This is a genomic window from Alkalilimnicola ehrlichii MLHE-1 (assembly GCF_000014785.1).
Taxonomy (GTDB): domain Bacteria; phylum Pseudomonadota; class Gammaproteobacteria; order Nitrococcales; family Halorhodospiraceae; genus Alkalilimnicola; species Alkalilimnicola ehrlichii.
The window spans coordinates 2,090,388-2,111,791 of the sequence record NC_008340.1; the positions used below are offsets into that span (position 1 = coordinate 2,090,388).

General features: G+C 68.9%; 20 protein-coding genes. All 20 read right to left on the minus strand.

Annotation, left to right across the window (positions count from 1 at the left end):
- Positions 1 to 49 precede the first annotated feature (49 nt).
- A complete protein-coding gene (locus tag MLG_RS09315) occupies positions 50 to 676 on the minus strand; it encodes a response regulator transcription factor (protein ID WP_011629570.1) in 627 nt (208 codons plus the stop codon).
- A gap of 168 nt (positions 677 to 844) precedes the next feature.
- Entirely contained in the window at positions 845 to 2,908 is a 2,064-nt protein-coding gene (locus tag MLG_RS15875) for a sensor histidine kinase (protein WP_011629571.1), read from the minus strand.
- Positions 2,905 to 3,591 (minus strand): response regulator transcription factor, encoded by a 687-nt coding sequence (locus MLG_RS09325; protein WP_011629572.1) that lies wholly within the window; start codon positions 3,589 to 3,591, stop codon positions 2,905 to 2,907. The genes MLG_RS15875 and MLG_RS09325 overlap by 4 nt, the downstream gene beginning before the upstream one ends.
- 96 nt (positions 3,592 to 3,687) lie before the next feature.
- Positions 3,688 to 4,719: a tRNA pseudouridine(13) synthase TruD gene (truD, locus tag MLG_RS09330; protein ID WP_011629573.1), complete on the minus strand. Its 1,032-nt coding sequence runs from the start codon at positions 4,717 to 4,719 to the stop codon at positions 3,688 to 3,690.
- On the minus strand, positions 4,709 to 5,203 hold the full coding sequence (gene ispF / locus MLG_RS09335) for a 2-C-methyl-D-erythritol 2,4-cyclodiphosphate synthase (protein ID WP_011629574.1): 495 nt from the start codon (positions 5,201 to 5,203) through the stop codon (positions 4,709 to 4,711). Before ispF ends, truD begins: the two co-directional genes overlap by 11 nt.
- Before the next feature lie 49 nt (positions 5,204 to 5,252).
- Positions 5,253 to 5,960, minus strand: a complete 708-nt coding sequence (gene ispD / locus MLG_RS09340; RefSeq protein ID WP_011629575.1) for a 2-C-methyl-D-erythritol 4-phosphate cytidylyltransferase — start codon at positions 5,958 to 5,960, stop codon at positions 5,253 to 5,255.
- Positions 5,957 to 6,244 carry a cell division protein FtsB gene (gene ftsB, locus MLG_RS09345; RefSeq protein ID WP_011629576.1) on the minus strand — a complete coding sequence of 96 codons (288 nt, stop codon included), beginning with the start codon at positions 6,242 to 6,244 and terminating at the stop codon, positions 5,957 to 5,959. The genes ispD and ftsB overlap by 4 nt, the downstream gene beginning before the upstream one ends.
- A 27-nt stretch (positions 6,245 to 6,271) precedes the next feature.
- Positions 6,272 to 7,561, minus strand: a complete 1,290-nt coding sequence (eno, locus tag MLG_RS09350) for a phosphopyruvate hydratase (protein WP_011629577.1) — start codon at positions 7,559 to 7,561, stop codon at positions 6,272 to 6,274.
- A 52-nt stretch (positions 7,562 to 7,613) separates the two neighbouring features.
- Entirely contained in the window at positions 7,614 to 8,447 is an 834-nt protein-coding gene (kdsA, locus tag MLG_RS09355; RefSeq protein ID WP_011629578.1) for a 3-deoxy-8-phosphooctulonate synthase, read from the minus strand.
- 53 nt (positions 8,448 to 8,500) lie between these two features.
- Positions 8,501 to 10,123 (minus strand): CTP synthase, encoded by a 1,623-nt coding sequence (locus tag MLG_RS09360; RefSeq protein ID WP_011629579.1) that lies wholly within the window; start codon positions 10,121 to 10,123, stop codon positions 8,501 to 8,503.
- Between the two features lie 287 nt (positions 10,124 to 10,410).
- The gene (gene tilS / locus MLG_RS09365) at positions 10,411 to 11,748 is read right to left on the minus strand and encodes a tRNA lysidine(34) synthetase TilS (RefSeq protein ID WP_011629580.1); all 1,338 of its coding nucleotides are present in this window, start codon (positions 11,746 to 11,748) and stop codon (positions 10,411 to 10,413) included.
- Between the two features lie 27 nt (positions 11,749 to 11,775).
- On the minus strand, positions 11,776 to 12,732 hold the full coding sequence (gene accA / locus MLG_RS09370; RefSeq protein ID WP_011629581.1) for an acetyl-CoA carboxylase carboxyl transferase subunit alpha: 957 nt from the start codon (positions 12,730 to 12,732) through the stop codon (positions 11,776 to 11,778).
- A gap of 92 nt (positions 12,733 to 12,824) precedes the next feature.
- A complete protein-coding gene (locus MLG_RS09375) occupies positions 12,825 to 13,406 on the minus strand; it encodes a PilZ domain-containing protein (RefSeq protein ID WP_011629582.1) in 582 nt (193 codons plus the stop codon).
- 80 nt (positions 13,407 to 13,486) lie between these two features.
- Entirely contained in the window at positions 13,487 to 14,293 is an 807-nt protein-coding gene (locus MLG_RS09380; protein ID WP_011629583.1) for an energy transducer TonB, read from the minus strand.
- Complete coding sequence (locus tag MLG_RS09385; RefSeq protein ID WP_011629584.1) at positions 14,290 to 14,694, minus strand: ExbD/TolR family protein; 405 nt, start codon at positions 14,692 to 14,694, stop codon at positions 14,290 to 14,292. The genes MLG_RS09380 and MLG_RS09385 overlap by 4 nt, the downstream gene beginning before the upstream one ends.
- Positions 14,695 to 14,698: 4 nt before the next feature.
- On the minus strand, positions 14,699 to 15,091 hold the full coding sequence (locus MLG_RS09390; RefSeq protein ID WP_011629585.1) for an ExbD/TolR family protein: 393 nt from the start codon (positions 15,089 to 15,091) through the stop codon (positions 14,699 to 14,701).
- Positions 15,081 to 15,800, minus strand: a complete 720-nt coding sequence (locus tag MLG_RS09395; protein WP_011629586.1) for a MotA/TolQ/ExbB proton channel family protein — start codon at positions 15,798 to 15,800, stop codon at positions 15,081 to 15,083. Before MLG_RS09395 ends, MLG_RS09390 begins: the two co-directional genes overlap by 11 nt.
- A 100-nt stretch (positions 15,801 to 15,900) precedes the next feature.
- On the minus strand, positions 15,901 to 19,449 hold the full coding sequence (gene dnaE, locus MLG_RS09400) for a DNA polymerase III subunit alpha (protein WP_011629587.1): 3,549 nt from the start codon (positions 19,447 to 19,449) through the stop codon (positions 15,901 to 15,903).
- Between the two features lie 190 nt (positions 19,450 to 19,639).
- Positions 19,640 to 20,236 carry a ribonuclease HII gene (gene rnhB, locus MLG_RS09405; protein WP_011629588.1) on the minus strand — a complete coding sequence of 199 codons (597 nt, stop codon included), beginning with the start codon at positions 20,234 to 20,236 and terminating at the stop codon, positions 19,640 to 19,642.
- A gap of 8 nt (positions 20,237 to 20,244) precedes the next feature.
- On the minus strand, positions 20,245 to 21,393 hold the full coding sequence (gene lpxB, locus MLG_RS09410) for a lipid-A-disaccharide synthase (RefSeq protein ID WP_011629589.1): 1,149 nt from the start codon (positions 21,391 to 21,393) through the stop codon (positions 20,245 to 20,247).
- Between the last annotated feature and the right edge of the window lie 11 nt (positions 21,394 to 21,404).

Consider the following 21,404-nt stretch of genomic DNA (forward strand, 5'->3'; position numbering starts at 1 on the left):
CTCCGTCGTCACCGAGTCCGGCTCATCCAGCGATCACCGCGCCGCCATCTCATCCGCCCACCCGTTCACTGTCCACCATCCGCACCAGCACCGATAGGTTGCCGGTCCCGAGCTTTTCCCGTATCCGCCGGCGCCGGGCCTCCACGGTGGAGAGACTGACGTGCAGCTCACGGGCGATCACCTTGTTGGGCTTGCCCTCCACCACCGCCTCCAGCACCGCCCGCTCGCCGGGGTTCAGTCGCGCCAGGCGCTCGCGGATCAGCACCCGGCGCCGCTGGCTCTCCCGCCGTTCCGCGTCCTCGTCCAACGCCTCACGCACCTTCCGGAGCAGTTCCGCCCCCCGGAAGGGCTTGCACAGGAAGTCCACCGCGCCGTGCTTCATGGCCGTGATCGCTGTCTCGGCATCGCCATGCCCGGTAACGATAATCACCGGGAGTTCCACCCCGCGGGCGTTCAGGGCCTTCTGCAACCCCAGACCACTGAGGCCGGGCATGCGCACATCCAGCACCACACAGCCGCGGCTTTGCTCATCCACGGCCTCCAAAAAGGTCCACGCGTCGCTGAAACCCCGCACCGAAAGACCGTGGGCGCGCATTAAATCGCAAATTGACTCCCGGACAGCGTGATCGTCATCAACGACAAATACCGTCGCATCAGATTCAGAATAATGATCCATTAAACGATTATTGATCCCTGGCACGAACCATCGGACGGGGCCACCCAAGGCCCGGCAGCAGCCCCACGGCCAAGCGGCACCCGTTGATCTCAATGTAATGAAGTGTTGGCGGTACCGGTATGGGGGCCCGCCATATCTCTCAAAAGGCTTACCCTTATTCCCCGCCAATTATTGGGTACAAGGGTTGACCCGCGCCGCAGGCAACTGGAAGCAGAGGCAACTCCCCGCATCGGGCTCGCCGGCCCAGAGCCGACCACCGTGGGCCTCTATAATGGACTGACTGATGGGTAGCCCGAGCCCCATGCCATCCGGTTTGGTGGTGTAGAAGGGCACGAACAGATTTGCCCGCACCGCCTCGCTCATTCCCGGCCCGGTATCGCAGACGGAGAAGACCACATCCCCCGCCCCGTCGACCGTGGCACTGACCGTGACGCCTCTCGGCTGATCGGCTGCGTTCTCCCGCATGGCATCCACCGCGTTCCGGATCAGATTGAGCAGCACCTGCTGGATCTGGACCGCATCCACCTGTACGGCAGGCAAGACGTCAGGCAGATCCAGCCGCAACGCCGCCCCGCCCCGATCCAGTTCGATATCGATCAACTCCCGGATCTCCGCCACCAGCTCGGCAGGGGTGCGGCATGCTTCCCGCGGCCGCCCCGGATCCCGGCGGGCGAAGGCGCGTACCCGCTGCATGACGGTGCTGGCCCGCTGGGCCTGGGCGATCAGCTTGTCCAGCAACCGGCGCACCTCGCCGGGCGTCGCGCGGGCCCCCTCCAACTGCTCCGCCGCGGCGTCCGCATAGGCGATGATCGCGCTCAACGGTTGGTTGAGTTCGTGCGCCAGCCCGGAGGTCAGTTCCCCCAGCAGGCTGATGCGGTAGACATGACTGAGCGCCTCGCGCTGCTCCCGGCTGCGGGCCTCATACTCCGCCTCCGCCCACTGATCACCCACCCATTGGGCGAGCAACTGCAGGCTCTCCGCGTCCATGGCACACCAACCGGCGCAATGCGCGCGGGTGCAGAAGAAGGCCAGGTACCCCTCCACCTCGCCCTGGACCAGGATCGGCGCCTGCAGGCCCGCCTGCAGGGCCGGGCCTTCCTCGCCATGCGCCAGGCGCCAGTGGCGCGGGGCCTGCGACCAGGCGCAGCTGGACGCGGCCTGCAGGTCCTCCACCGCACCGCAGCCCGGCGGCAGCAGAGGCGATACATCCAGTGCGGTAGCCACCGGCAGATGGGAGGCCGGGTGGCCATGGAGCACCGTCCATTGCCCTGCCTGCCGGCGCGCCACCACCGCCAGGTCGGCCCCCAGACAGCGGCTGGCCTGCTCAAGCAGCACCGCACATTTCTGCTCCACGGCTGCGCGGCGGTCGGTGCTGAGCCGTCGGATCAGACCAATCAGCGCCTGCCCATTGCGCTGCGCCTGTTCCGTCTCCACGCAGATCAGGTAGAGCCGAAGTACCTCCTGAACGGCGTTGAGGATGTCGAGCTCATCCCCCTCCGGCGGCCGTTGACCACCGCCTGAGCCACGACGGGGCACCAGCTCGATGAAGCCGTCCTCGGGCAGCAGGGTCGGAAGCGGTTGGCGGTGCAGTGGGGGCTGGGGCTGGAAGCCCGGACAGGGGTAGGCCCGGCCGTTGTAAACGATGCGGGCCGCGGCGCGCGCCGGCTCTCGCAGGCAGGTGGGCAGCAGTGCAGCGAACCGGACCAGTACGTCGTCACGGTTATCGTCCCGGGCGTCGTGGGCGAGGACAGCGGCACGGTGCAACAAGGTGAGTAACCGCAGGCGCCGGCGCTGCTCCCGTTCGTAGTCACGCACACGCTGGCGCTCCCGGCGCCGTTCGGTGACATCCCGCTGAATACTCAGATAGTGGGTGGTCCGGCCCTGCTCATCGCGCAGCGCGGTGATGCGCCACTCCAGTTGGTACTCCTCGCCATTCCGCCGGTAATTGACCGTCTCGCCGGTAAAGTCCTCACCGGCCTCCAGTTGACGGCGAAGGCGGCGCAATACGCTGCGCTCGGTACGCGGTCCCTGGAGCAGGCGGGGGCTTTGCCCGATGATCTCGTCCCGGCGATGGCCGGACATGGCCTCGAAGGCGGCGTTGACGAACAGCACGGTGGGGCCCGGCCAATCCAGGCGGGTGTCGGTGATCAATACGGGATCCGGGCACTGCTCCATGGCCCGGACAAAGACCTCGTCCGGTAACGCCTCCCGGCCCCCGCTCGCCCTGCTCATGATGGCCGATCCAGCGCCCCGCCGGGCGCCCGTTCCACCTCCGGTAACAATGGGTAGCGATCCAGTACGCCGACCAGGACCGCCATACGCACCAATTCAGTATAGGTTTCAATGCGCAACTTGCGGTACAGCCGGGCCCGGTGGACCTCCAATGTCCGCGGACTGATACCCAGCCCCTGGGCAATGTCACGGTGGCTCCCGCCCCGCGCCAGTGCCCGGAACACCTCTTGCTCGCGCTGGGTGAGCCGCGCCATTTGGGTGCAGAGCCGTTGGCGCCGCCGGTGCTCCTGGACCCGGGCCTGGCCGGCCTGCACGGCGTGGCAGACCGTGTCCAGGAGCAGTTGGTCACTCACCGGGACCCGCAGGACGTCCCAGGCACCGTGGCGCAGGGCCTGAACCACCGGCGCCACCGCGGGCGTCCGCACCAGGGCCACCAGCGGGGCAATAGCCGACCCGGGCCCCAACGCCCTGTCCAGGCTTGCCAGGCAATCGGGGTCGGCATCGAGGTTCAGCAACACACACCCGGGGACTTCGCCCCGCTCGCAGCCCCCCTCCCGGCAGCGGCGGGTGCAGAGCGTCACCCGCAGGCCCGCACCCTGGAGCAGGCCTGTCAGCCGCTCCGCCTCCTCCGCCGGAAAGCCGCTCAGGCAGACGGTACCCGCTCCCGTCTCCAGATCGCTCAAACCCCGGCCCCCCCAACATTCAAGGCGAGAAAAGACTACGCCTTTCAGTATAGTCATCTTATTATAATTGGGTTTTTGTGTAATTGCGTGCGTTAATCAACACTCCAACACCTCCCGTACCACCACGGTGGCATAGGCCCCGGCAGGCAGCCGGAAACTAAGTTGGAGCCGGCCCGGCGCCGGCCAATGCCAGGCGAGATCGACCACCCGCAGGCGCAGCGCACGGCGCGCCGCCTCCATCCTTGCCCGCGCCAGGCCCTGGTGCCAGAGGGGTTCGGCCGCCAATACCGACCGCTCCAGGGCCGCGACCTCGCCGCCGGGCTGCACCCCGCGCTCGCCCGCCAGTGGCCCCGTGGGGTGGATCTCCAGACGGGCACACCGCCCGGGCAGAGCGGGGTCGGCCGGATCGGTCTCGAACACCGCTCCGCGCCCATCGAGCATGGCCACCTCGCCCGGCAACAGTCGGTTCCAACTGCCCTCCCCGACCCGCCGCGCCAGCACCCGATTGAACAGCTCGGACCGCACGCTGGAGAGCAGCAGGCCGCGCAGCTTGCGGTCGCGGGGCGGACGCCCGCCGGCGAACCAGGCCGAGGCCTGGGCCAGATTGCCGCCGCCACGCCCGAAGCGCTGGTGGCCGAAGTAGTTGGGCACGCCCTGGGTGCTGATGCGGTAGAGGCGCTGTGCCACCGCCGCCGGATCGGCGTCGCAGTCCCGCAGGGTCAGCACGAACCGGTTGCCCTTGAGGGCCCCGGTGCGCAGCTTTCGATGGTGGCGCCGGGCGATCAGGATGCGCACGCCCGGGATCGGCCCCTCCCCCACGCCCAGGGGCAGCGACCGACCGGGCGACTGCAGGCTGAACCACTGGCGGGTCAGGGCGTGTTTGTCCTTCAGGCCGGCAAAGGAGACCGCCCGCGGGTGGATGCCGGCGGCCTCGGCCAGCGCCCGGGCCACCTGCGCGGTGTTCAGACCCCGCTTTTCCACCCACAGCCACAGGTGCTCCCCGTCGCCGCAAGGGCAGAGCCCGGTCTGCTCCTCGACCAGGAAGTCCTCCGGGGTGGCCTTGAGGCGCGCCGTGCCCAGCGGGGGGCCCCAGGCGCGGGGCAGGGACGCGGCTTGCTCAGTGCTCAAAAAAACCATCCCGGGCGATCAGCACCACCGCCATGGCGGCAATGCCCTCGCCCCGGCCCGGAAACCCCATGCGCTCGGTGGTGGTCGCCTTGACGTTTACCGCCGAAGGCGCCACCTCGAGGTCGGCGGCCAGATGGTCGCGCATGGCCCCCACATGGGGGTTCATGCGGGGTGCCTGGGCGATCAGGGTGGCGTCGACGTTCACCACGCGCCAGCCACCGGCCCGGACCCGCTGCAGCGCGTCGCGCAGCAGGATCCGGCTGTCGATGCCTTTATAGGCATCGTCTGAGTCGGGAAAGTGGGTGCCCAGATCGCCCTCACCGGCCGCACCCAGGAGCCCATCGGTGACCGCGTGCATCAGCACGTCGCCGTCGGAGTGGGCCGCCAGCCCACGCTCATGGGGGACCTGCACCCCACCCAGGATCAGGGGGGTGCCGGGCTCGCCGAACCGGTGGGCATCAAAGCCCTGTCCTACCCGGATCATGTCTGTCTGCCTCCGCGCCTTGAGTCCATGTCGCCGACCAGGGGGGGGGTCAGGCGCCGGTCCCGCCCTGGGCGACCAGGATGGCCTCCGCAAGGGCCAGGTCCGCCGGGCGGGTGATCTTGATGTTGGTGGCCTCGCCCGGGATCAGGCGCGGGCGCCCGCCCACCGCCTCCATGGCCGAGGCATCGTCGGTGATGGTGAGTCCGGCCTCGCCGGCCTTCGCCAGCGCCTCGCGCAATGCCATCACCGGAAAGAGCTGAGGGGTCAGGGCGTGCCACAGCCCCTCGCGGTCCACGGTGCGGGCCACGTGGCCGTCACCGTCGTCCCTCTTGAGGGTGTCGCGCACCGGAAAGGCGAGCAAGCCGCCGCGCTCGTCCCGGGCGCGGTCAATCAGCCGCTCCAGCTCCGCCATCCCGACACAGGGCCGCACCGCGTCATGCACCAGGGCATAGTCCCGTGTGCCCCCCTGTTCGGCGAGCCAATGCAGAACGGATTGGACCGAATCGCTGCGTTCCGCCCCACCCGGCACCCGGTGCACGGGTTTCCGGTGTCGGTAGCCCAGGGCATCCCAGTGGTTATCCTCGGGGGAGAGGGCCACCACGGCGCCGTGCACGGCCGGCAGTGCCAGCAGTCGATCCAGGGTCCGGGCGATCACCGGACGCCCGGCCAGCGGCAGGTACTGTTTGGGCAGCGGTCCGCCCATACGCCGGCCGACACCGGCCGCCGGCAGGACCGCCCAGATCCGTGGTTCACTCACCGGGCGTCATCCTCCCGTTCAATGATCTGATAAAAGGTCTCGCCCTCGCGGATCATACCCAGCTCGCTGCGGGCCCGCTCCTCCAGCGCCTCCAGGCCGGTCTTGAGGTCGTTGACCTCGGCCTCCAGGGCCTGATTGCGCTGGCGCAGCCGGTCCACTTCCTCCCGCTGGGCCTCGACACTGCGGCTCAGCCCCCGGACGTCGTTCAGACCGCCCTCGCCGAACCAGAGCAGCCCCTGGAGCCACAGCAGCAGCGCGGTGAGACCGGCGAGCACCCAACGCATGAGGGTTCACGGGGCGCGCCCCGCGCGTCAGCCGCGCCGAAGCTGCGGGAAGGCCGCCAGCCCCGGGTAGTCGGCCTGCTCGCCCAGCTCCTCCTCGATGCGCAGCAGCTGGTTGTACTTGGCCACCCGGTCGGAGCGGGACAGCGAACCGGTCTTGATCTGGGTGGCGGTGGTGGCCACCGCCAGGTCGGCAATGGTGGTGTCCTCGGTCTCGCCGGAGCGGTGGGAGACCACGGAGGTGAAGCCGGCCTCGTGGGCCATGGCGATGGCGTCCAGGGTCTCGGAGAGGGTGCCGATCTGGTTGAACTTAATGAGGATGGAGTTACCCACCCCCTCGTCGATCCCGCGCTTGAGGATCCGGGTGTTGGTCACGAACAGGTCGTCCCCCACCAACTGCACCCGGTCGCCAAGCTTATCGGTCAGCGCCTTCCAGCCGACCCAGTCCGACTCGTCCATCCCGTCCTCGATGGAGAGGATGGGGTAGCGGGCACAGAGATCGGCGAGGTAGTCGGCGAACGCCTCGGCGGAAAACTCCCGACCCTCCGAGGCCAAGCGGTAGACCCCATCCTGGTAGAACTCGGAGCTGGCCGCGTCCAGCGCCAGCCAGACGTTCTCACCGGCCTTGTAGCCGGCCCGGTCGATCGCCTCCAGGATCACCTCCAGCGCCGCCTCATTGGAGGGCAGATCGGGGGCGAAACCGCCCTCATCCCCGACCCCGGTGTTGAGGCCACGGTCCTGGAGCACCTTCTTGAGGGCGTGGAAGATCTCAGTGCCACAGCGCAGGGCCTCGGAGAAGCGGTCGAAGCCCGTGGGCATGACCATGAACTCCTGGATGTCCACGCTGTTGTCCGCATGCTCGCCGCCGTTGAGAATGTTCATCATCGGTACCGGCAGCGACCAGGGCCCCTCGGGGTTCAGGTAGCGGAACAATGACTGCCCGCGCTCGGCAGCGGTGGCGCGGGCGGCCGCCAGGGAGACCGCCAGCAGGGCGTTGGCACCCAGCTTGCCCTTGTTGTCGGTCCCGTCCAGCTCCCGCATCCGATCATCCAGGGCCCGCTGGCCGGAGGCGTCCATGCCGCACAGGGCGTCGGCGATTACGGTGTTGACGTTCTCCACCGCCTTGCGCACCCCCTTGCCCAGGTAGCGCCCGGCGTCGCCGTCGCGCAGTTCCACCGCCTCGCGGGTGCCAGTGGAGGCGCCGGAGGGCACAGCCGCCCGGCCCATGACGCCGGAATCGAGGATGACATCCGCCTCAACGGTCGGATTGCCCCGCGAGTCGAGTATTTCACGTGCCTTGATCTGCTTGATGGTCCCCATCGGTTCCCCTTCCAAAAAACGAACAAATACGATGTTGTCGGGCGACGGTGCGCTAAAGGCCCTGTTCCGTGAAGCCGCGCCCCTTGACCACCTGGTCCAGTTCCATGAGCGTCTCCAGCAGCTCGCGCATGCGCTCCAGCGGCCAGGCGTTGGGGCCGTCGGAGAGCGCCTGGTCCGGGTCGGGGTGGGTCTCCATGAACAGCCCGGCCACGCCGGCGGCCACCGCCGCCCGCGCCAGTACCGGGACGAATTCCCGCTGCCCCCCCGAGGCACTGCCCTGCCCGCCCGGCAACTGCACCGAGTGGGTGGCGTCAAACACCACCGGGGCCCCGGTCTCGCGCATCACTGCCAGGGCGCGCATGTCCGAGACCAGGTTGTTGTAGCCAAAGGAGACGCCCCGCTCGCAGACCATGATCTGCTGGTTGCCCGCCTCGCGGGCCTTGGCGACCACATGGCGCATGTCCCAGGGGGCCAGGAATTGGCCCTTCTTGATATTCACCGGCCGGCCCTGCCGGGCCACGTTCTGGATGAAATTGGTCTGCCGGCACAGGAAGGCCGGGGTCTGGAGCACGTCCACCACCGACGCCACCTCGACCAGCGGGGTGTCCTCGTGCACGTCGGTGATCACCGGGACGCCGATCTGGCGGCGTACCTGCTCCAGCACCCGGAGCCCGGCCTCCAGACCGGGGCCCCGATAGCTCTCGTGGGAGCTGCGGTTGGCCTTGTCAAAGGAGGACTTGTAGATGAACGGGATGCCCAGCTCACCGGTCATCTCCGCCAGTGCCCCGGCCGTGTCCAGCGCCAGTTGCTCGGACTCGACCACGCAGGGACCGGCGATGAGGAACAGCGGCCTGTCCAGACCCACCCGGAAACCGCAAAGATCCATGGCTATCAGTCCCCTGTCACGTTGGTGCGAGTATTTTCAGCCCTGCCTGTACCTTAGCCCCTGTGGGCGATGGCGGCACGCACGAAGGCGGCAAACAGCGGATGGCCGTCGCGGGGCGTGGAGGTGAACTCCGGGTGGAACTGGCAGGCCAGAAACCAGGGATGGTCCGGCTGCTCCACCACTTCCACCAGTTTGCGGTCGTGGGACCAGCCGGAGAACCGCAGCCCGGCCGCCTCCAGCGCCTCCAGGTAGTGGTTGTTGAATTCGTAGCGATGGCGGTGGCGCTCCTCCACCACGTCCTTGCCGTAGACCTGGCGGGCCAGCGAGCCCTCGGTCAGCCGACAGGGCTGGGCCCCCAGGCGCATGGTGCCGCCCAGGTCGGAGTCCTCGCTACGCTGCTCCACGGTGCCCTCGTCGGTCATCCACTCGGTGATCAGGCCGATGACCGGATGGTGGGGGTGGCGGGTGAATTCGGTGCTGTGGGCCCCCTCCAGCCCGGCGACGTTGCGGGCGTACTCGATGACCGCCACCTGCATCCCCAGGCAGATGCCCAGGTAAGGCACCTTGCGCTCCCGGGCGTAGCGGGCCGCCAGGATCTTGCCCTCCACGCCGCGCTCGCCGAAGCCACCGGGCACCAGGACGGCGTCCACCCCGTCCAAGGCGTGGGTCCCTTCGCGTTCCAACTCCTCGGAGTCGATGTACCGGATATTGACCCGGTGCCGGGTCTGTATCCCCGCGTGGCGCAGCGACTCGTTGAGCGACATGTAGGCATCGGTGAGATCCACGTACTTGCCCACCATGGCGATGGTGACCTCGCCCTCGGGGTTCTGCATGGCCTCCACCACCCGCTGCCAGTCCTGCAGGCTGGCCGGCGGCAGCTCCAGACCGAGCTTCTCCGCAACGATGTTGTCCAGCCCCTGCCGGTGCAGCACCTCGGGGATCTTGTAGATGTTGTCCACGTCCAGACAGGAGACCACCGCCCGCGGCTCCACGTTGGTGAACAGGGCGATCTTGCGGCGCTCTTCCTCGGGGATGCGCTGACTGGCCCGGCAGACCAGGATATCGGGCTGGATGCCGATGGAGCGCAGTTCCTTGACCGAGTGCTGGGTGGGCTTGGTCTTCATCTCGCCCGCGGCACCGATGAAGGGCACCAGGGTGAGGTGCATAAACAGGCAACGGCCACGGCCGAGCTCGGCGCCCATCTGGCGGATGGCCTCCAGGAAGGGGAGCGATTCGATATCGCCCACCGTACCGCCGATCTCGATCAGGGCGATGTCCGCGTCGTCGGCACCCTGCTGGATGCTGCGCTTGATCTCGTCGGTGATGTGGGGGATGACCTGCACCGTACCGCCCAGATACTCACCCCGGCGCTCCTTGCGGATGACGGATTCGTAGATCCGGCCGGTGGTGTAGTTGTTGTTGCGGGTCATGGTGGTGCGCACGAAACGCTCGTAGTGCCCCAGGTCCAGGTCGGTCTCCGCGCCGTCGTCGGTGACGTAGACCTCGCCGTGCTGGAAAGGGCTCATAGTGCCCGGATCCACATTGATGTAGGGATCCAGTTTGGTCATGGAGACACTCAGGCCACGGGCCTGCAGGATGGTACCCAGGGAAGCGGCGGTGATGCCCTTTCCCAGGGACGATACGACACCGCCGGTGATGAAAATGTATCGGGTCATACGGGCTTCGCGGAGGTATGAGTGTGGGCGGCCGGGGCTGGCCTTGGATGGGCGCAAACATTAGCAGAAGGGGGGCCAATTCACAACGGACACCGGCGCGCGCCCCTTCAGAGCGACCGCCGGCACCGGGGTACCGCCGGGGCGGTGGGTGGGGCGGCTGAGGGTCTGGCCGGCGGGCGGGGGTGTCCGTCACGGGGCGTCGGCGGCCAGGGATGGCCGCCGTCGAGCGTACAGGGATGTATTCACAGCGTCCCCGTGACGGACACCCCCGCCCGCCGGCCAGACCCTCAGCCGCCGTCAGGGCCATGCTCCTCGCAGATCAGGCGGTAGCCGGGCCTCGCCGTGAAGCGCTTGGCGGTACCCAGGTTGGCGATGGCGACCACCTCCTCGCCGCGGCGCAGAATCGGAACGCGGTCGCGCTCCCAGGGAGGGATCCCGGCCTCCTGAAAGCGCTTCGACAACGGACGGTGCCCCGGGTCGTGGGCCAACTGGCACCGCTCCCCGCGACGACGACGCCCCACGCTCAGGCCCTCGGCCCCGATCAATGACGGCGCAATACCCTCATCCGCGCGCACCAGGCGCAACACCCCCACACCGGGGACCACCAGCGGCACCCGCAGGTCCCACTCGCGATCTGGCCCGGGCCAGGGTGGCGGCCCACCGGCCGGGAGCCGGTGAATCCGGTCGCGGTAACGGCGCAGCTCCCCCTCCGGCCAGGTAAGCACCGGCTGCCGGTCCCGGCCGGCCCGGATCAGGTCGGCCAGCCCCTGCTCCAGGCGAGCGCGGGGGGGCGGCCGCAGGCCGGACATCAGCAGCCAGTGACGGACCAAGTTGCGAGCCCGCGCCGGACTGAGTCGGGCAAGGACAGAGACCGCCAGCCCCGGCCCCGGTGGGTGGCGGGCCAGGTCCTCCCCGGCCAGCTCACGCAGCAGGGCCTCCGCCTCGGCCTGCTCGCCGGCGGCGCGGCCGACGCGGCGACTGGCGTCGGGCCAGCGCTGCGTCAGCACCGGCCAGAGGGTGTGGCGCAGCCAGTTACGGTCGTGGGCGACGTGCGCGTTGCTGGGGTCCTCGACCCAGCACAGGGCGTGGGTGTCGCCGTAGGCGCGCAGCCGCTCGCGCGGCCAGGGGAGCAGCGGGCGCAAAAGCCGACCGCGCCCCAGCGGCCGCTGCGCGCGCATTCCGGCCAGGCCGCGGGGGCCGCTGCCGCGCAGCAGGTGCAGCAGGACGGTCTCCGCCTGGTCGTCGGCGTGATGGGCGGTGAGCAGGGCCTCGCCCGATTGCAGGTGCGACGCCAGGGCAGCGTAGCGCGCCTGGCGGGCAGCGGCCTCCAGCCCCTCCCCGCTGTCGCGCCGGACCTCAACCGGCAGGACCAGGCAGTCCACCCCCAGGGCAGCGGCCTGCTGCCGGCAGTGCTCGGCCCAGGCATCGGCCTGCGGCTGCAACCCGTGGTGGATGTGCACCGCGCGCAACGGCAGCTCGCGGGCCGCGCTGAGCGCGGCCATCAGATGCAGCAGGACCGTGGAGTCCAGCCCCCCCGAATAGGCCACGCAATAGCCCGACGCAGGGCCAAGCACCGCAAGGTGCCGGGCCAGGGTCTCGGGGCTCAGTTCGGGGGTCGGGGCCATGGCGGGTCGGGGCCGTGCCCCGGGGGGTTACTCGCGGAACTGACCGAAGGCCATCATTCGCTGGTAGCGATCAGCCAGCAGGGTCTCGGTGGACTGCCCCTCCAGCGCCTGCAACTGCTCGCGCAGCTCCGCGCGCAGGCTCTCCATCATGGCCTCGGGGTTACGGTGGGCGCCGCCCAGGGGCTCTTCCACCACCCGGTCGTTGAGGCCGAGTTCGTGCAGCCGGTGCGCGGTGATACCCATCGCCTCCGCAGCGTCGGAGGCCCGCTCGGCGCTCTTCCAGAGGATGGAGGCGCAGCCCTCCGGTGAAATCACCGAGTAGACGCTGTAGCCCAGCATCAGCAGCCGGTCCCCGACGCCGATGGCCAGCGCGCCACCGGACCCCCCCTCGCCGGTCACCGTGCAGATGATGGGCGTGCGCAGTCGGGCCATCGCCGCCAGGTTGCGGGCGATGGCCTCACTCTGTCCACGCTCCTCGGCGCCGACACCGGGGTAGGCGCCGGGGGTGTCGATGAAGGTGAAGATGGGGAGCTGGAAGCGTTCGGCCATGCGCATCAGGCGCAACGCCTTGCGGTAGCCCTCGGGCCGGGGCATGCCGAAATTACGCCGCACCTTCTCGCGCGTGTCGCGGCCCTTCTGGTGACCGATCACCATCACCGGGCGGCCATCGAAACGGGCGACCCCGCCGACGATGGCCGGATCATCGGCGTAGGTACGATCCCCGTGCAGCTCCTCGAACTCTTCGAACAGGCCGTCGATGTAATCCAGTGCGTAGGGGCGGTTGGGGTGCCGCGCCAGCTGGGCGATCTGCCAGGCGGTCAGGTTGGCAAAGATCTTCTCGGTGAGGACGTGGCTCTTCTCCTGCAGCCGCTGGATCTCCTCGCTGATATTCACCTCGGCGTCGTGGCCGACGTGACGCAGCTCTTCGATCTTCGCCTCCAGCTCGGCGATCGGTTGCTCAAAATCCAGGAAGTTCAGGTTCATCGGGTCCAGGCAATCCGGCGTTTGGGGGCATAACCGTAACCCCGGGCCGGAACCTGCGCAAGCGCTGATCCAGCCACCGGGCCGTTACCGGCTCACTCGCCCTGCTTCTGTTGCGCTTTGATCTGCAGCGACTGCTTATGCAGCGTGTATTGCAGCACCTTCTGCTGATCCTCCTCGCGGATGTGCTGAAAGGCGACGGCCACCCACCACTGGCCGGGCGCGTCCTCCTGGCTGCGGACCACCCGCCCGCCCGCAAACACCGTGCGCCGCATCTCCAGCAGGCCCAGCCGGATCACCATGCATTCGCCCACCAACACCGGCTGCACGGTGCGAAAGGCGACGCCCCCGGCGCTGAGATTGACCTGCTGAAGATCGGCGCGGGTGTTGCGCCGATCCCAGTGCAGCATCCGGTCCGCGAGCATTTCCAGACGCTGCTCGACCAGCTCGAACAGTGCCCGGATCTCCGGCTCCTGGACCCGCCTCAGCTTCTCGGCGCGCCGACTGAGCGCGGCGAAGGTCTCCTCGGCCGCCACGCCCAGGTCCTCCTCCCGGCGCAGCTGTTCCATCACCGCCCCGATCCGGTTCGGGGCCACCGCCACCCAGCTCAATGCCAGGGTGTCGTCGATACGAAAGAATTGGCGGCGCTCCTGATTGTCGTGGCTGGCATCGTTCATGCGCTCCCCCCTCTGGGGGTAACCCTGATACAAGCGGGTTTACTTGGCAAGGGACCGTGGACGCAACGCACCCGATGGCGCTAGCGCAGCCGGAACTCCACCGGCACCCGCCACTCGAGTCGTTGATGGGGGATGTCGTCCGGCACGCTGGGAAGGTCCACCCGCTCGCGCATGGCCTCCACCTCGTCATCCAGCAGGCGCTGCCCGGAAGTCTCGACGATACGCCATTCCAGCACCTCGCCCTCCCGGTCCATCATAAAGTAAAGCATGACCGTGCCCTCCAGCCGGCGGCGCTGCGCCTGGCGGGGGTAGCGCTGGACCGTCTGCAGACGGGCCCGGACCTCGGCGGCGAAGGCGTCGTCCACATCGCCCACCTGGCCCACCTCGATCACCTCTTCCTCATGATCACCCGGGGTGCCGGCCTCATCCGGCGGGAGCTCCTCGTCCACGACCTCGTCGACCTCGACCACCGCCTCACGTTCCTGCTCCGGCTCAGGCTCTGGCTGGGGTTCAGGCTCAGGCTCGGGTTCAGGCTCGGGTTCAGGCTCGGGTTCAGGCTCAGGCTCGGGTTCAGGCTCGGGTTCAGGCTCGGGTTCAGGCTCGGGTTCAGGCTCGGGTTCAGGCTCGGGTTCAGGCTCGGGTTCAGGCTCAGGCTCGGGCTCAGGCTCGGGCTCGGGCTCGGGCTCGGGCTCGGGCTCAGGCTCAGGCTCGGGCACCGGCGGCGTCGGGACCCCGCCGCCGGCCAGGCGGATCTCCGCCACCTGGACGAATTCCGGCTCCTCCGGCGCTTCCTGATCCCGCGGCAGCATCCAGGCCACCCCGACGTGGATCACCGCCGCCAGCGTGAGGGCCACCAGCCAATGCCGCCAGTCCGGTCCTCCGGTCACGGCGACTCCCTCCGCGCCAGCAGGACGACCCGGTCCGCACCGGCGTCCCGGAGCGCATCCAGCACCGCCATCAACCGTCCCGCAGCCACGTCCCCGTCCGCCTTGATCTGGACGGCCTTCTCGGCCAGGTCCTCCGGCCAGTCCTGCAACGCAGCGGGCAGCGCGGCCAAGTCCAGCTCCCGGCTGTTCAGGGCCAATTGCCCCTCCCCACCCAAGAGCACGACCAATTCGTCCGGTGCGGTCTCCTCCGGGCTGGTGCTGAACGGCAGCGCCACCTCGAATGGCATGGGGCGGGTGAACATGCCGGCCATCATGAAGAAGATCAACAGCAGAAAGACGATGTTGATCAGGGGGATGACGTTCTCTTCCGGCAGGCGGCTCTCTTTCTGCGGCAACTGCATGGGGTCACTCCCGGGCCAGGCTCAGGTTGTGGCCACCGGCCGCGCGGATGCCGTCCATGGCCGCCACCACGGCGCGCAGGGGCGCATCATCGTGGGTCTGAAGGCGGACGGGCCGGTCCGGATCCGCCGTGAGGCCGTCACGGACCCGTTGCTTCAGGACGGACAGATCCACCGCCTGGCCCTCCATACGGAAGCGGCCGTCGGCATCGACACTGACCCGCAGGGCCGTGAGTTCGGCCACCGCGTCGCCGCCCTCACCCGCTGCGCTCACCGGCACCGCCCGCCACTGCGCGAAGGTGGTGGCGAGCATGAAGAAGATCAGCAGGATGAAGACGACATCGATCAGCGGGGTCAGGCTGACCAGTCGCCGCCGCTTGCGCCGCTGCTCAAGTTGCATGGGCCACGGCGCGTGCGGGGGGCGCTGCCGGGGCGGTGTCCATTACCCCCTCGGGCGGCTGTTCGTGCCAGACCCGCAGGGTGAAGACGCGGGTCACGGCGTCCTCCAGACGATGGCGGAACTGGTCGATGTAACGCTCCAGCAGGCTCGCCAGCGCGATGGCGGGGATGGCCAGGGCGAGCCCGGCCGCGGTGGTCAGCAACGCGACCCAGATCCCCCCGGAGAGCAGCGCGGGATCCACGTTGCTGCCGGCCCCTTCGAGCTGCTGGAATGCCTGAATCATACCGATCACCGTGCCCAACAGCCCCAGCATCGGCGCCAGGGCCCCGATGACCTCCAGGCCGCGGATCATGCTGCGCAGCCGCTCCATACTGGCGCTGGCAATACGGGTCACCTCCTCGCGCACCAGTTCGGTGGGCACCTGACGGTCCAGACATCCGCGCATGGCCACGGCCAGCACCGGGCCGGCCGGGTTGCGGGTATTGCTCACGGTGTCCAGGGCGGCCTGGTCCCTGCCTTCGCGCCAGTGCTGCAGGGCCTCCTCGACAAAGCCCATGCGGGTGAGGCGCACGGCACGGAACTGCCAGACCTTGAGCAGCACAATGGCCAGGGTCAGCACCGAGAGCGCGGCGATGATCTTGAGCACTGGGCCGCCGGCGTCCAGGAAGGCGGCCAGCGCGGCGAGGGTTCCATTGGCGGTTTCAGTCATAGCGGCTATCCGATCGTTTCACGATTGTCCGCCAAAATATTGCGGATGCGAATCATTTTCAACAGGAAATCTTCCCGAATCACCCAATCCTTGCTCCGGATCAATACTCCAGGCGCACCCGCGCCGGGCCCGCCAGTCGCTCGAGACGGCGCAACAGGTCGTCACTGGGGTGCACCCGCCAGTCGTCACCCAGGCGCAGGCGCCCGCTGGCCCGCTCGCCACGGTAGTCCAGATGCACGTCACACCGCCCCTGGCGATAGGGCTTCAGGGTTTCCTCCAGGGCGTCGGCGAAGCCGTTGTCCGCAATGGCCGCCGAGAGCTCAATGACCACCTGGCGCAGCCGCTCGGCGCGGGCGTCGTTGATGTCCTGCAACTGCTCCACGGTGATCCGCCAGCCGCCGGCGAAGTCGTCGTAATCGAGACTGCCCTGGACCACCAGCACCCGGTCCACCGCGATCAGCCCGCGCAGCCGCTCGTAGGCCTCAGGAAAGAGCATGGCCTCCATGCGCGCGGTGCGGTCATCCAGCACCAGGCTGGCCATGCGCCCGCCGCTGGCGGTGTTGCGGGTACGCAGGGACACCACCAACCCCACCACCCGGACGCTGGGGCCGTTGCGCCGCCGGCCCCGGCCGTTCTCCGGCTTCTCGCCCGGCTCTCCGGCCGCTGCCAGCACCTGGGCGATGCGCCGTTCGGCCAGATGGGACAGTTCGGCCTCGTAGGGGTCGATGGGATGGCCGGTCAGGAACAGCCCCAGGGTCTCCTTCTCGGCGGCCAGCCGGTCGTGCTCATCCCACTCCGCCTGCTCCGGGGTGGAAAAATGCGGCTCCTCCGCTTCCGCCACGGCCGCGCCGTCGCCGGGCAGGCCAAACAGGTCCTCCTGACCGGCGGCGGCGTTACGGGTCTTCTGTTCGGCCGCCGCCAGGGCCTCCGGTAGCCAGGCCATCCCGGTGGCGCGGTTGGGGATCAGGCTGTCGAGGCTGCCGGAGCGGCAGAGGGCCTCCAGCACCCGGCGGTTCACCTTGCGCAGGTCCACCCGGTTGCACAGGTCCTGCAGGTCCTTGAACGGGCCGTGGGCGTCGCGCTCCTCAATGATGGCGTCCAGGGCCGACTGCCCCACCCCTTTCACCGCACCGAGGCCGTAGATGATGGTCTGTTCGTCCTCGGCGCGGAACCGGTACCCGGAGCGGTTCACGTCCGGCGGGCGCACGGTGAGCCCCATCTCCCGGCACTCTTCGATGAAGATCACCACCTTGTCGGTGTTATCCATGTCCGAGGAGAGCACCGAGGCCATGAAGGGCGCCGGGTAGTGGTGCTTGAGCCAGGCGGTCTGGTAGGAGAGCAGTGCGTAGGCCGCGGAGTGGGATTTGTTGAAGCCGTAACCGGCGAACTTCTCCATCAGGTCAAAGATGGCGCCGGCGTGCGCCTCGCTCAGGCCGTGCTCCTGCGCGCCCTTGAGGAAGATCTCCCGCTGCTTGGCCATCTCGGCCGCCTTCTTCTTGCCCATCGCCCGGCGCAGCAGATCGGCCGCCCCCAGGCTGTAACCGGCCAGGGCCTGGGCGATCTGCATCACCTGCTCCTGGTAGAGGATGACGCCGTAAGTGGGCTTGAGGATCGGCTCCAGGTCGTCGTGGTGCAGTTCCGGGGTCGGGTAGGCCACCTGCGCCCGGCCGTGCTTGCGGTCGATAAAGTCGTCCACCATGCCCGACTGCAGCGGGCCGGGGCGGAACAGCGCCACCAGGGCGATGATGTCCTCAAAGCTGTCGGGCTGCAGGCGTTTGATCAGCTCCTTCATGCCGCGGGATTCCAACTGGAACACCGCGGTGGTCTGGCAGCGCTTGAGCAGGTCGAAGGTGGCGCGGTCGTCCAACGGGATCCGGGCGATATCCAGCGGGGTCTCTCCCCGCTGTTCGCGCAGGGCATTCACCGCCTTCACCGTCCAGTCGATGATGGTGAGCGTGCGCAGGCCCAGGAAGTCGAACTTGACCAGGCCCACCTCCTCCACATCGTCCTTGTCGTACTGGGTGGCCAACCCCTCACCGCCCGGTTCGCAGTAGAGCGGCGAGAAGTCGGTCAGCGCCGTGGGGGCGATGACCACCCCGCCGGCGTGCTTACCGACATTACGGGCCAGGCCCTCCAGCTTGAGGGCCATGCTCAGCAGCGGGCCGGCCTCCTCGTCCTTTTCATAGAGCGCCTTGAGCTCCGGCTCCAGCTCGAAGGCCTTGGTCAGCTGCATGCCCGGTTCGAAGGGCACCAGTTTGGCGATGCGGTCGACGTAGCCGTAGCCATGGCCCAGCACCCGGCCCACATCGCGCACCACGGCGCGGGCGGCCATGGTGCCGTGGGTGGCGATCTGCGACACCTTCTCGCGGCCGTAGCGCCGGGCCACGTACTCGATGACCTCGTCACGCTGCTCCATGCAGAAGTCCACGTCGAAGTCGGGCATGGAGACGCGTTCGGGATTGAGAAAGCGCTCAAACAGCAGATCGTAGCGCAGCGGATCGAGATCGGTGATCGCCAGGGCGTAGGCCACCAGCGACCCCGCCCCGGAGCCGCGCCCCGGGCCCACCGGGATATCGTGTTCCTTGGCCCAGCGGATGAAATCGGCCACGATCAGGAAGTAGCCGGGGAAGCCCATCTGATTGATGATCCCCAGCTCCCAGTCCAGCCGCTGCCGGTAGGTCTCGCGCACGCCCTCCTCGGTCTCACCCTCCGCCAGGCCGCGCTCCTCCAGCCGCTGCTCGAGCCCGCGCAGGGCCTCCTGGTGCAGGAACTCCTCAATGGTCAATCCCTCGGGGATGGGGAAATCGGGCAGGACGTTCTCGCCCAAGGTCAGATCCAGGCTGCAGCGCCGGGCGATCTCGACGGTATTCTCCAGCGCCTCGGGCAGATCGGAAAACAGCGCCCCCATCTCCGCCGGGCTGCGCAGGTACTGCTGGTTGGTGTAACGGCGCGGGCGCTTTGGGTCGTCGAGGGTGTAGCCGTCGTGGATACAGACCCGCACCTCATGGGCGTCGTAATCGTCGGCAGCGAGGAAGCGCACGGCGTTGGTCGCCACCACCGGCAAGGCCAGCTCGGTGGCCAGCGCCACGGCGGCGTGCAGGTGGTCCTCATCGCCGGGACGGCCGGTGCGCTGCAGCTCCAGGAAATAGGCGTCGGGGAAGTGCCCGGCATACCAGCGGGCCAGGCTTTCGGCGCGGCGTGTGTTGCCGGCCAGCAGGGCCTTGCCCACATCACCGTCCTTGCCACCGGAGAGCACGATGAGGCCCTCGTGGTCGGCCTCCAGCCAGGCACGTTGGACCACGGGGGTGTCGTCCACGGTGCGGCCCTGCTGGTAGCTCAGCGAGAGCAGCCTGGACAGAGCGGCATAGCCGTCCAGATCGCGGCACAGGAGGGTGAGCGCGGAGTGGTCCCGTTCCGCCTCCTCGTCCTCAACCCGGATCTCGGCACCGACAATGGGCTTGACCCCCGCTGCCAGCGCCGCCTTGTAGAACTTGACCATGCCGAACAGGTTGCCCTGATCGGTGATGGCCACCGCCGGCATACCCTGCCCGGCCACCGCGTCCACCAGCTCGGGGATACGCAGGATACCGTCGGAGAGGGAGAACTCCGAGTGGACATTCAGGTGTACGAAACCGCTCTGGGCGCTCATTGTCTTCCTGTTCTATCCGGAGGAGCCGGGGGGCAGGCGGTATCTCGAAGCAGGGCTCACCGTCCCTGGTCGGCCCCACCGAAAAACCTTGCAAGCTACAGACCAACCCCATTCGGCACTATCATCAGGCCCTTGGCGGGGCGAGGCAGGCCCGCTGCGCGGCAGATGCCGCAACCCTGTGGCAAACCACTCAGCCCAGCAGGCATCGGCGCACCGGCGCGAAACTACGCCGGTGCGCCGGGCAGGCCCCCAGGGTCCGCAGGGCCTGCAGGTGCTCGGTGGTCGGGTAGCCCATGTGGCGCTCGAACCCGTAGCCGGGGTACTGCTCGGCCAGGGCCCGCATCTCGGCGTCGCGCGCCTGCTTGGCCAGGATGGACGCCGCGGCAATGGCCGGCACCCGGTCATCCCCCTTGACGATGGCCTGGGCAGGACAGGGTAACGCCGGCGCCCGGTTACCATCCACCAGCGCCTGCACCGGCGCGGGATCCAGCCCGGCCACCGCCCGCTGCATGGCCAGCATGCTGGCCTGCAGGATGTTCAGCCGGTCGATCTCCGCCACCTCGGCACGGCCCAAGGAAACGGCCAGGGCCTGGGCGCGGATCCGCCGGTCCAGCTCTGACCGTCGGGCCGCGCTAAGGCGCTTGGAATCCCGCAGACCGGCGATCGGCCGGTCCGGGTCCAGGATCACCGCTGCCGCCACCACCGCGCCGGCCAGAGGACCGCGTCCCACCTCGTCCACTCCGGCCAGGAGTACGCTAGCCCTGCCATCCAGCGGCAGGGTGTCCATCGGCGCGGTCACGACCCGTTCCCCCCGGCCGCGGCGAGCACGGCGGCGGCCGCCTGCCCATCCGCACCCCGCCGCAGGGTGCCGTGCAACTCCGCGAATCGCGCCCGCAAATAGGCCGATCGCGGCTCGTCGTTGAGCAGGCGGTAGAGGGCGTAGGCCAGGTTGTCGGGGGTGGCCGCGTCCTGCAGGTACTCCTCCACCAGGCCCTCCCCGGCCAGCAGATTAGGCTGCGAGACATGGCTGACCCTCACCAAGCGTTTCATCAGCCAGAAGGTCAGCGGCGCCAACCGGTAGGCCACCACCATGGGCCGTTTGAGCAGCATGGCCTCCAGTGTGGCGGTGCCCGACGCCGTGAGCACGACGTCGGCCGCCGCCATGACCTCGTCCGCCCGACCCTCGAACAGTTGCACCGCGTCGGACACGCCCTGCTGAACCAGCGCCTCGTAGAACACCGCACGCAAACCGGGCCAGGCCAGCGGCGCGATGAAGCGAACATCCGGCTGGCGCTCCCGCAGCCGGGCCACGGTGCGGGCGTAGAGCTCGGCATGGCGCTGAACCTCGCCCAGACGGCTGCCGGGCAACAGCGCCACCCACGGTCCTCCGCCGTCGTCGACGAGGCCCAGCGCGGCCCGCGCTGCACCGGCGTCGGGCTGCAAGGGAAAGCGATCCGCGGCGGGGTGGCCCACGAAGTCCACCGGCACGCCGTGCCGGCGATAAAACTCGGCCTCGAAGGGGTACAGGGCCAGGATCCGATCCACCGAACGCCCGATGGTCCGCACCCGGCCCTGCCGCCAGGCCCAGACCTGGGGGCTGACATAGTGCACGGTGGGCACGCCCACGGCCTTGAGCCGGCGCTCGATGCTGAGATTGAAATCGGGCAGGTCGATGCCCACAAAGACATCCGGCGGGTCCGTCCGGTAGCGCGCCACCAGGTCGCGACGGATCCGTAGCAGGCGCGGCAGATGGCGCAGCACCTCCACCAGGCCCATCACCGACAGGGCCTCCATCGGGTAGTGACTGCGCAGCCCCTCGGCCTGCATCAGGGGACCGCCCACGCCATCGAATTCGGCCTCCGGACACCGCGCCCTGATGGCGCGGATCAATCCGGCACCCAAACGATCACCGGAGTGCTCGCCGGCCACCAACGCCACCCGCATGCGCCCCCCTG

Excerpts from the sequence above, each read along its gene's own strand:
- kdsA (WP_011629578.1), bottom strand. The coding sequence starts at position 8,447 with ATGGATCTTTGCGGTTTCCGGGTGGGTCTGGACAGGCCGCTGTTCCTC.
- MLG_RS09375 (WP_011629582.1), bottom strand. The coding sequence starts at position 13,406 with ATGAACGATGCCAGCCACGACAATCAGGAGCGCCGCCAATTCTTTCGT.
- MLG_RS15875 (WP_011629571.1), bottom strand. The coding sequence starts at position 2,908 with ATGAGCAGGGCGAGCGGGGGCCGGGAGGCGTTACCGGACGAGGTCTTT.
- ispF (WP_011629574.1), bottom strand. The coding sequence starts at position 5,203 with ATGATCCGGGTAGGACAGGGCTTTGATGCCCACCGGTTCGGCGAGCCC.
- lpxB (WP_011629589.1), bottom strand. The coding sequence starts at position 21,393 with ATGCGGGTGGCGTTGGTGGCCGGCGAGCACTCCGGTGATCGTTTGGGT.
- accA (WP_011629581.1), bottom strand. The coding sequence starts at position 12,732 with ATGAACCTGAACTTCCTGGATTTTGAGCAACCGATCGCCGAGCTGGAG.
- ftsB (WP_011629576.1), bottom strand. The coding sequence starts at position 6,244 with ATGCGTTGGGTGCTCGCCGGTCTCACCGCGCTGCTGCTGTGGCTCCAG.
- MLG_RS09360 (WP_011629579.1), bottom strand. The coding sequence starts at position 10,123 with ATGACCCGATACATTTTCATCACCGGCGGTGTCGTATCGTCCCTGGGA.
- MLG_RS09385 (WP_011629584.1), bottom strand. The coding sequence starts at position 14,694 with ATGCAGTTGCCGCAGAAAGAGAGCCGCCTGCCGGAAGAGAACGTCATC.
- MLG_RS09395 (WP_011629586.1), bottom strand. The coding sequence starts at position 15,800 with ATGACTGAAACCGCCAATGGAACCCTCGCCGCGCTGGCCGCCTTCCTG.
- MLG_RS09315 (WP_011629570.1), bottom strand. The coding sequence starts at position 676 with ATGGATCATTATTCTGAATCTGATGCGACGGTATTTGTCGTTGATGAC.
- dnaE (WP_011629587.1), bottom strand. The coding sequence starts at position 19,449 with ATGAGCGCCCAGAGCGGTTTCGTACACCTGAATGTCCACTCGGAGTTC.
- rnhB (WP_011629588.1), bottom strand. The coding sequence starts at position 20,236 with ATGGACACCCTGCCGCTGGATGGCAGGGCTAGCGTACTCCTGGCCGGA.
- eno (WP_011629577.1), bottom strand. The coding sequence starts at position 7,561 with ATGGGGACCATCAAGCAGATCAAGGCACGTGAAATACTCGACTCGCGG.
- tilS (WP_011629580.1), bottom strand. The coding sequence starts at position 11,748 with ATGGCCCCGACCCCCGAACTGAGCCCCGAGACCCTGGCCCGGCACCTT.
- MLG_RS09390 (WP_011629585.1), bottom strand. The coding sequence starts at position 15,091 with ATGCAACTTGAGCAGCGGCGCAAGCGGCGGCGACTGGTCAGCCTGACC.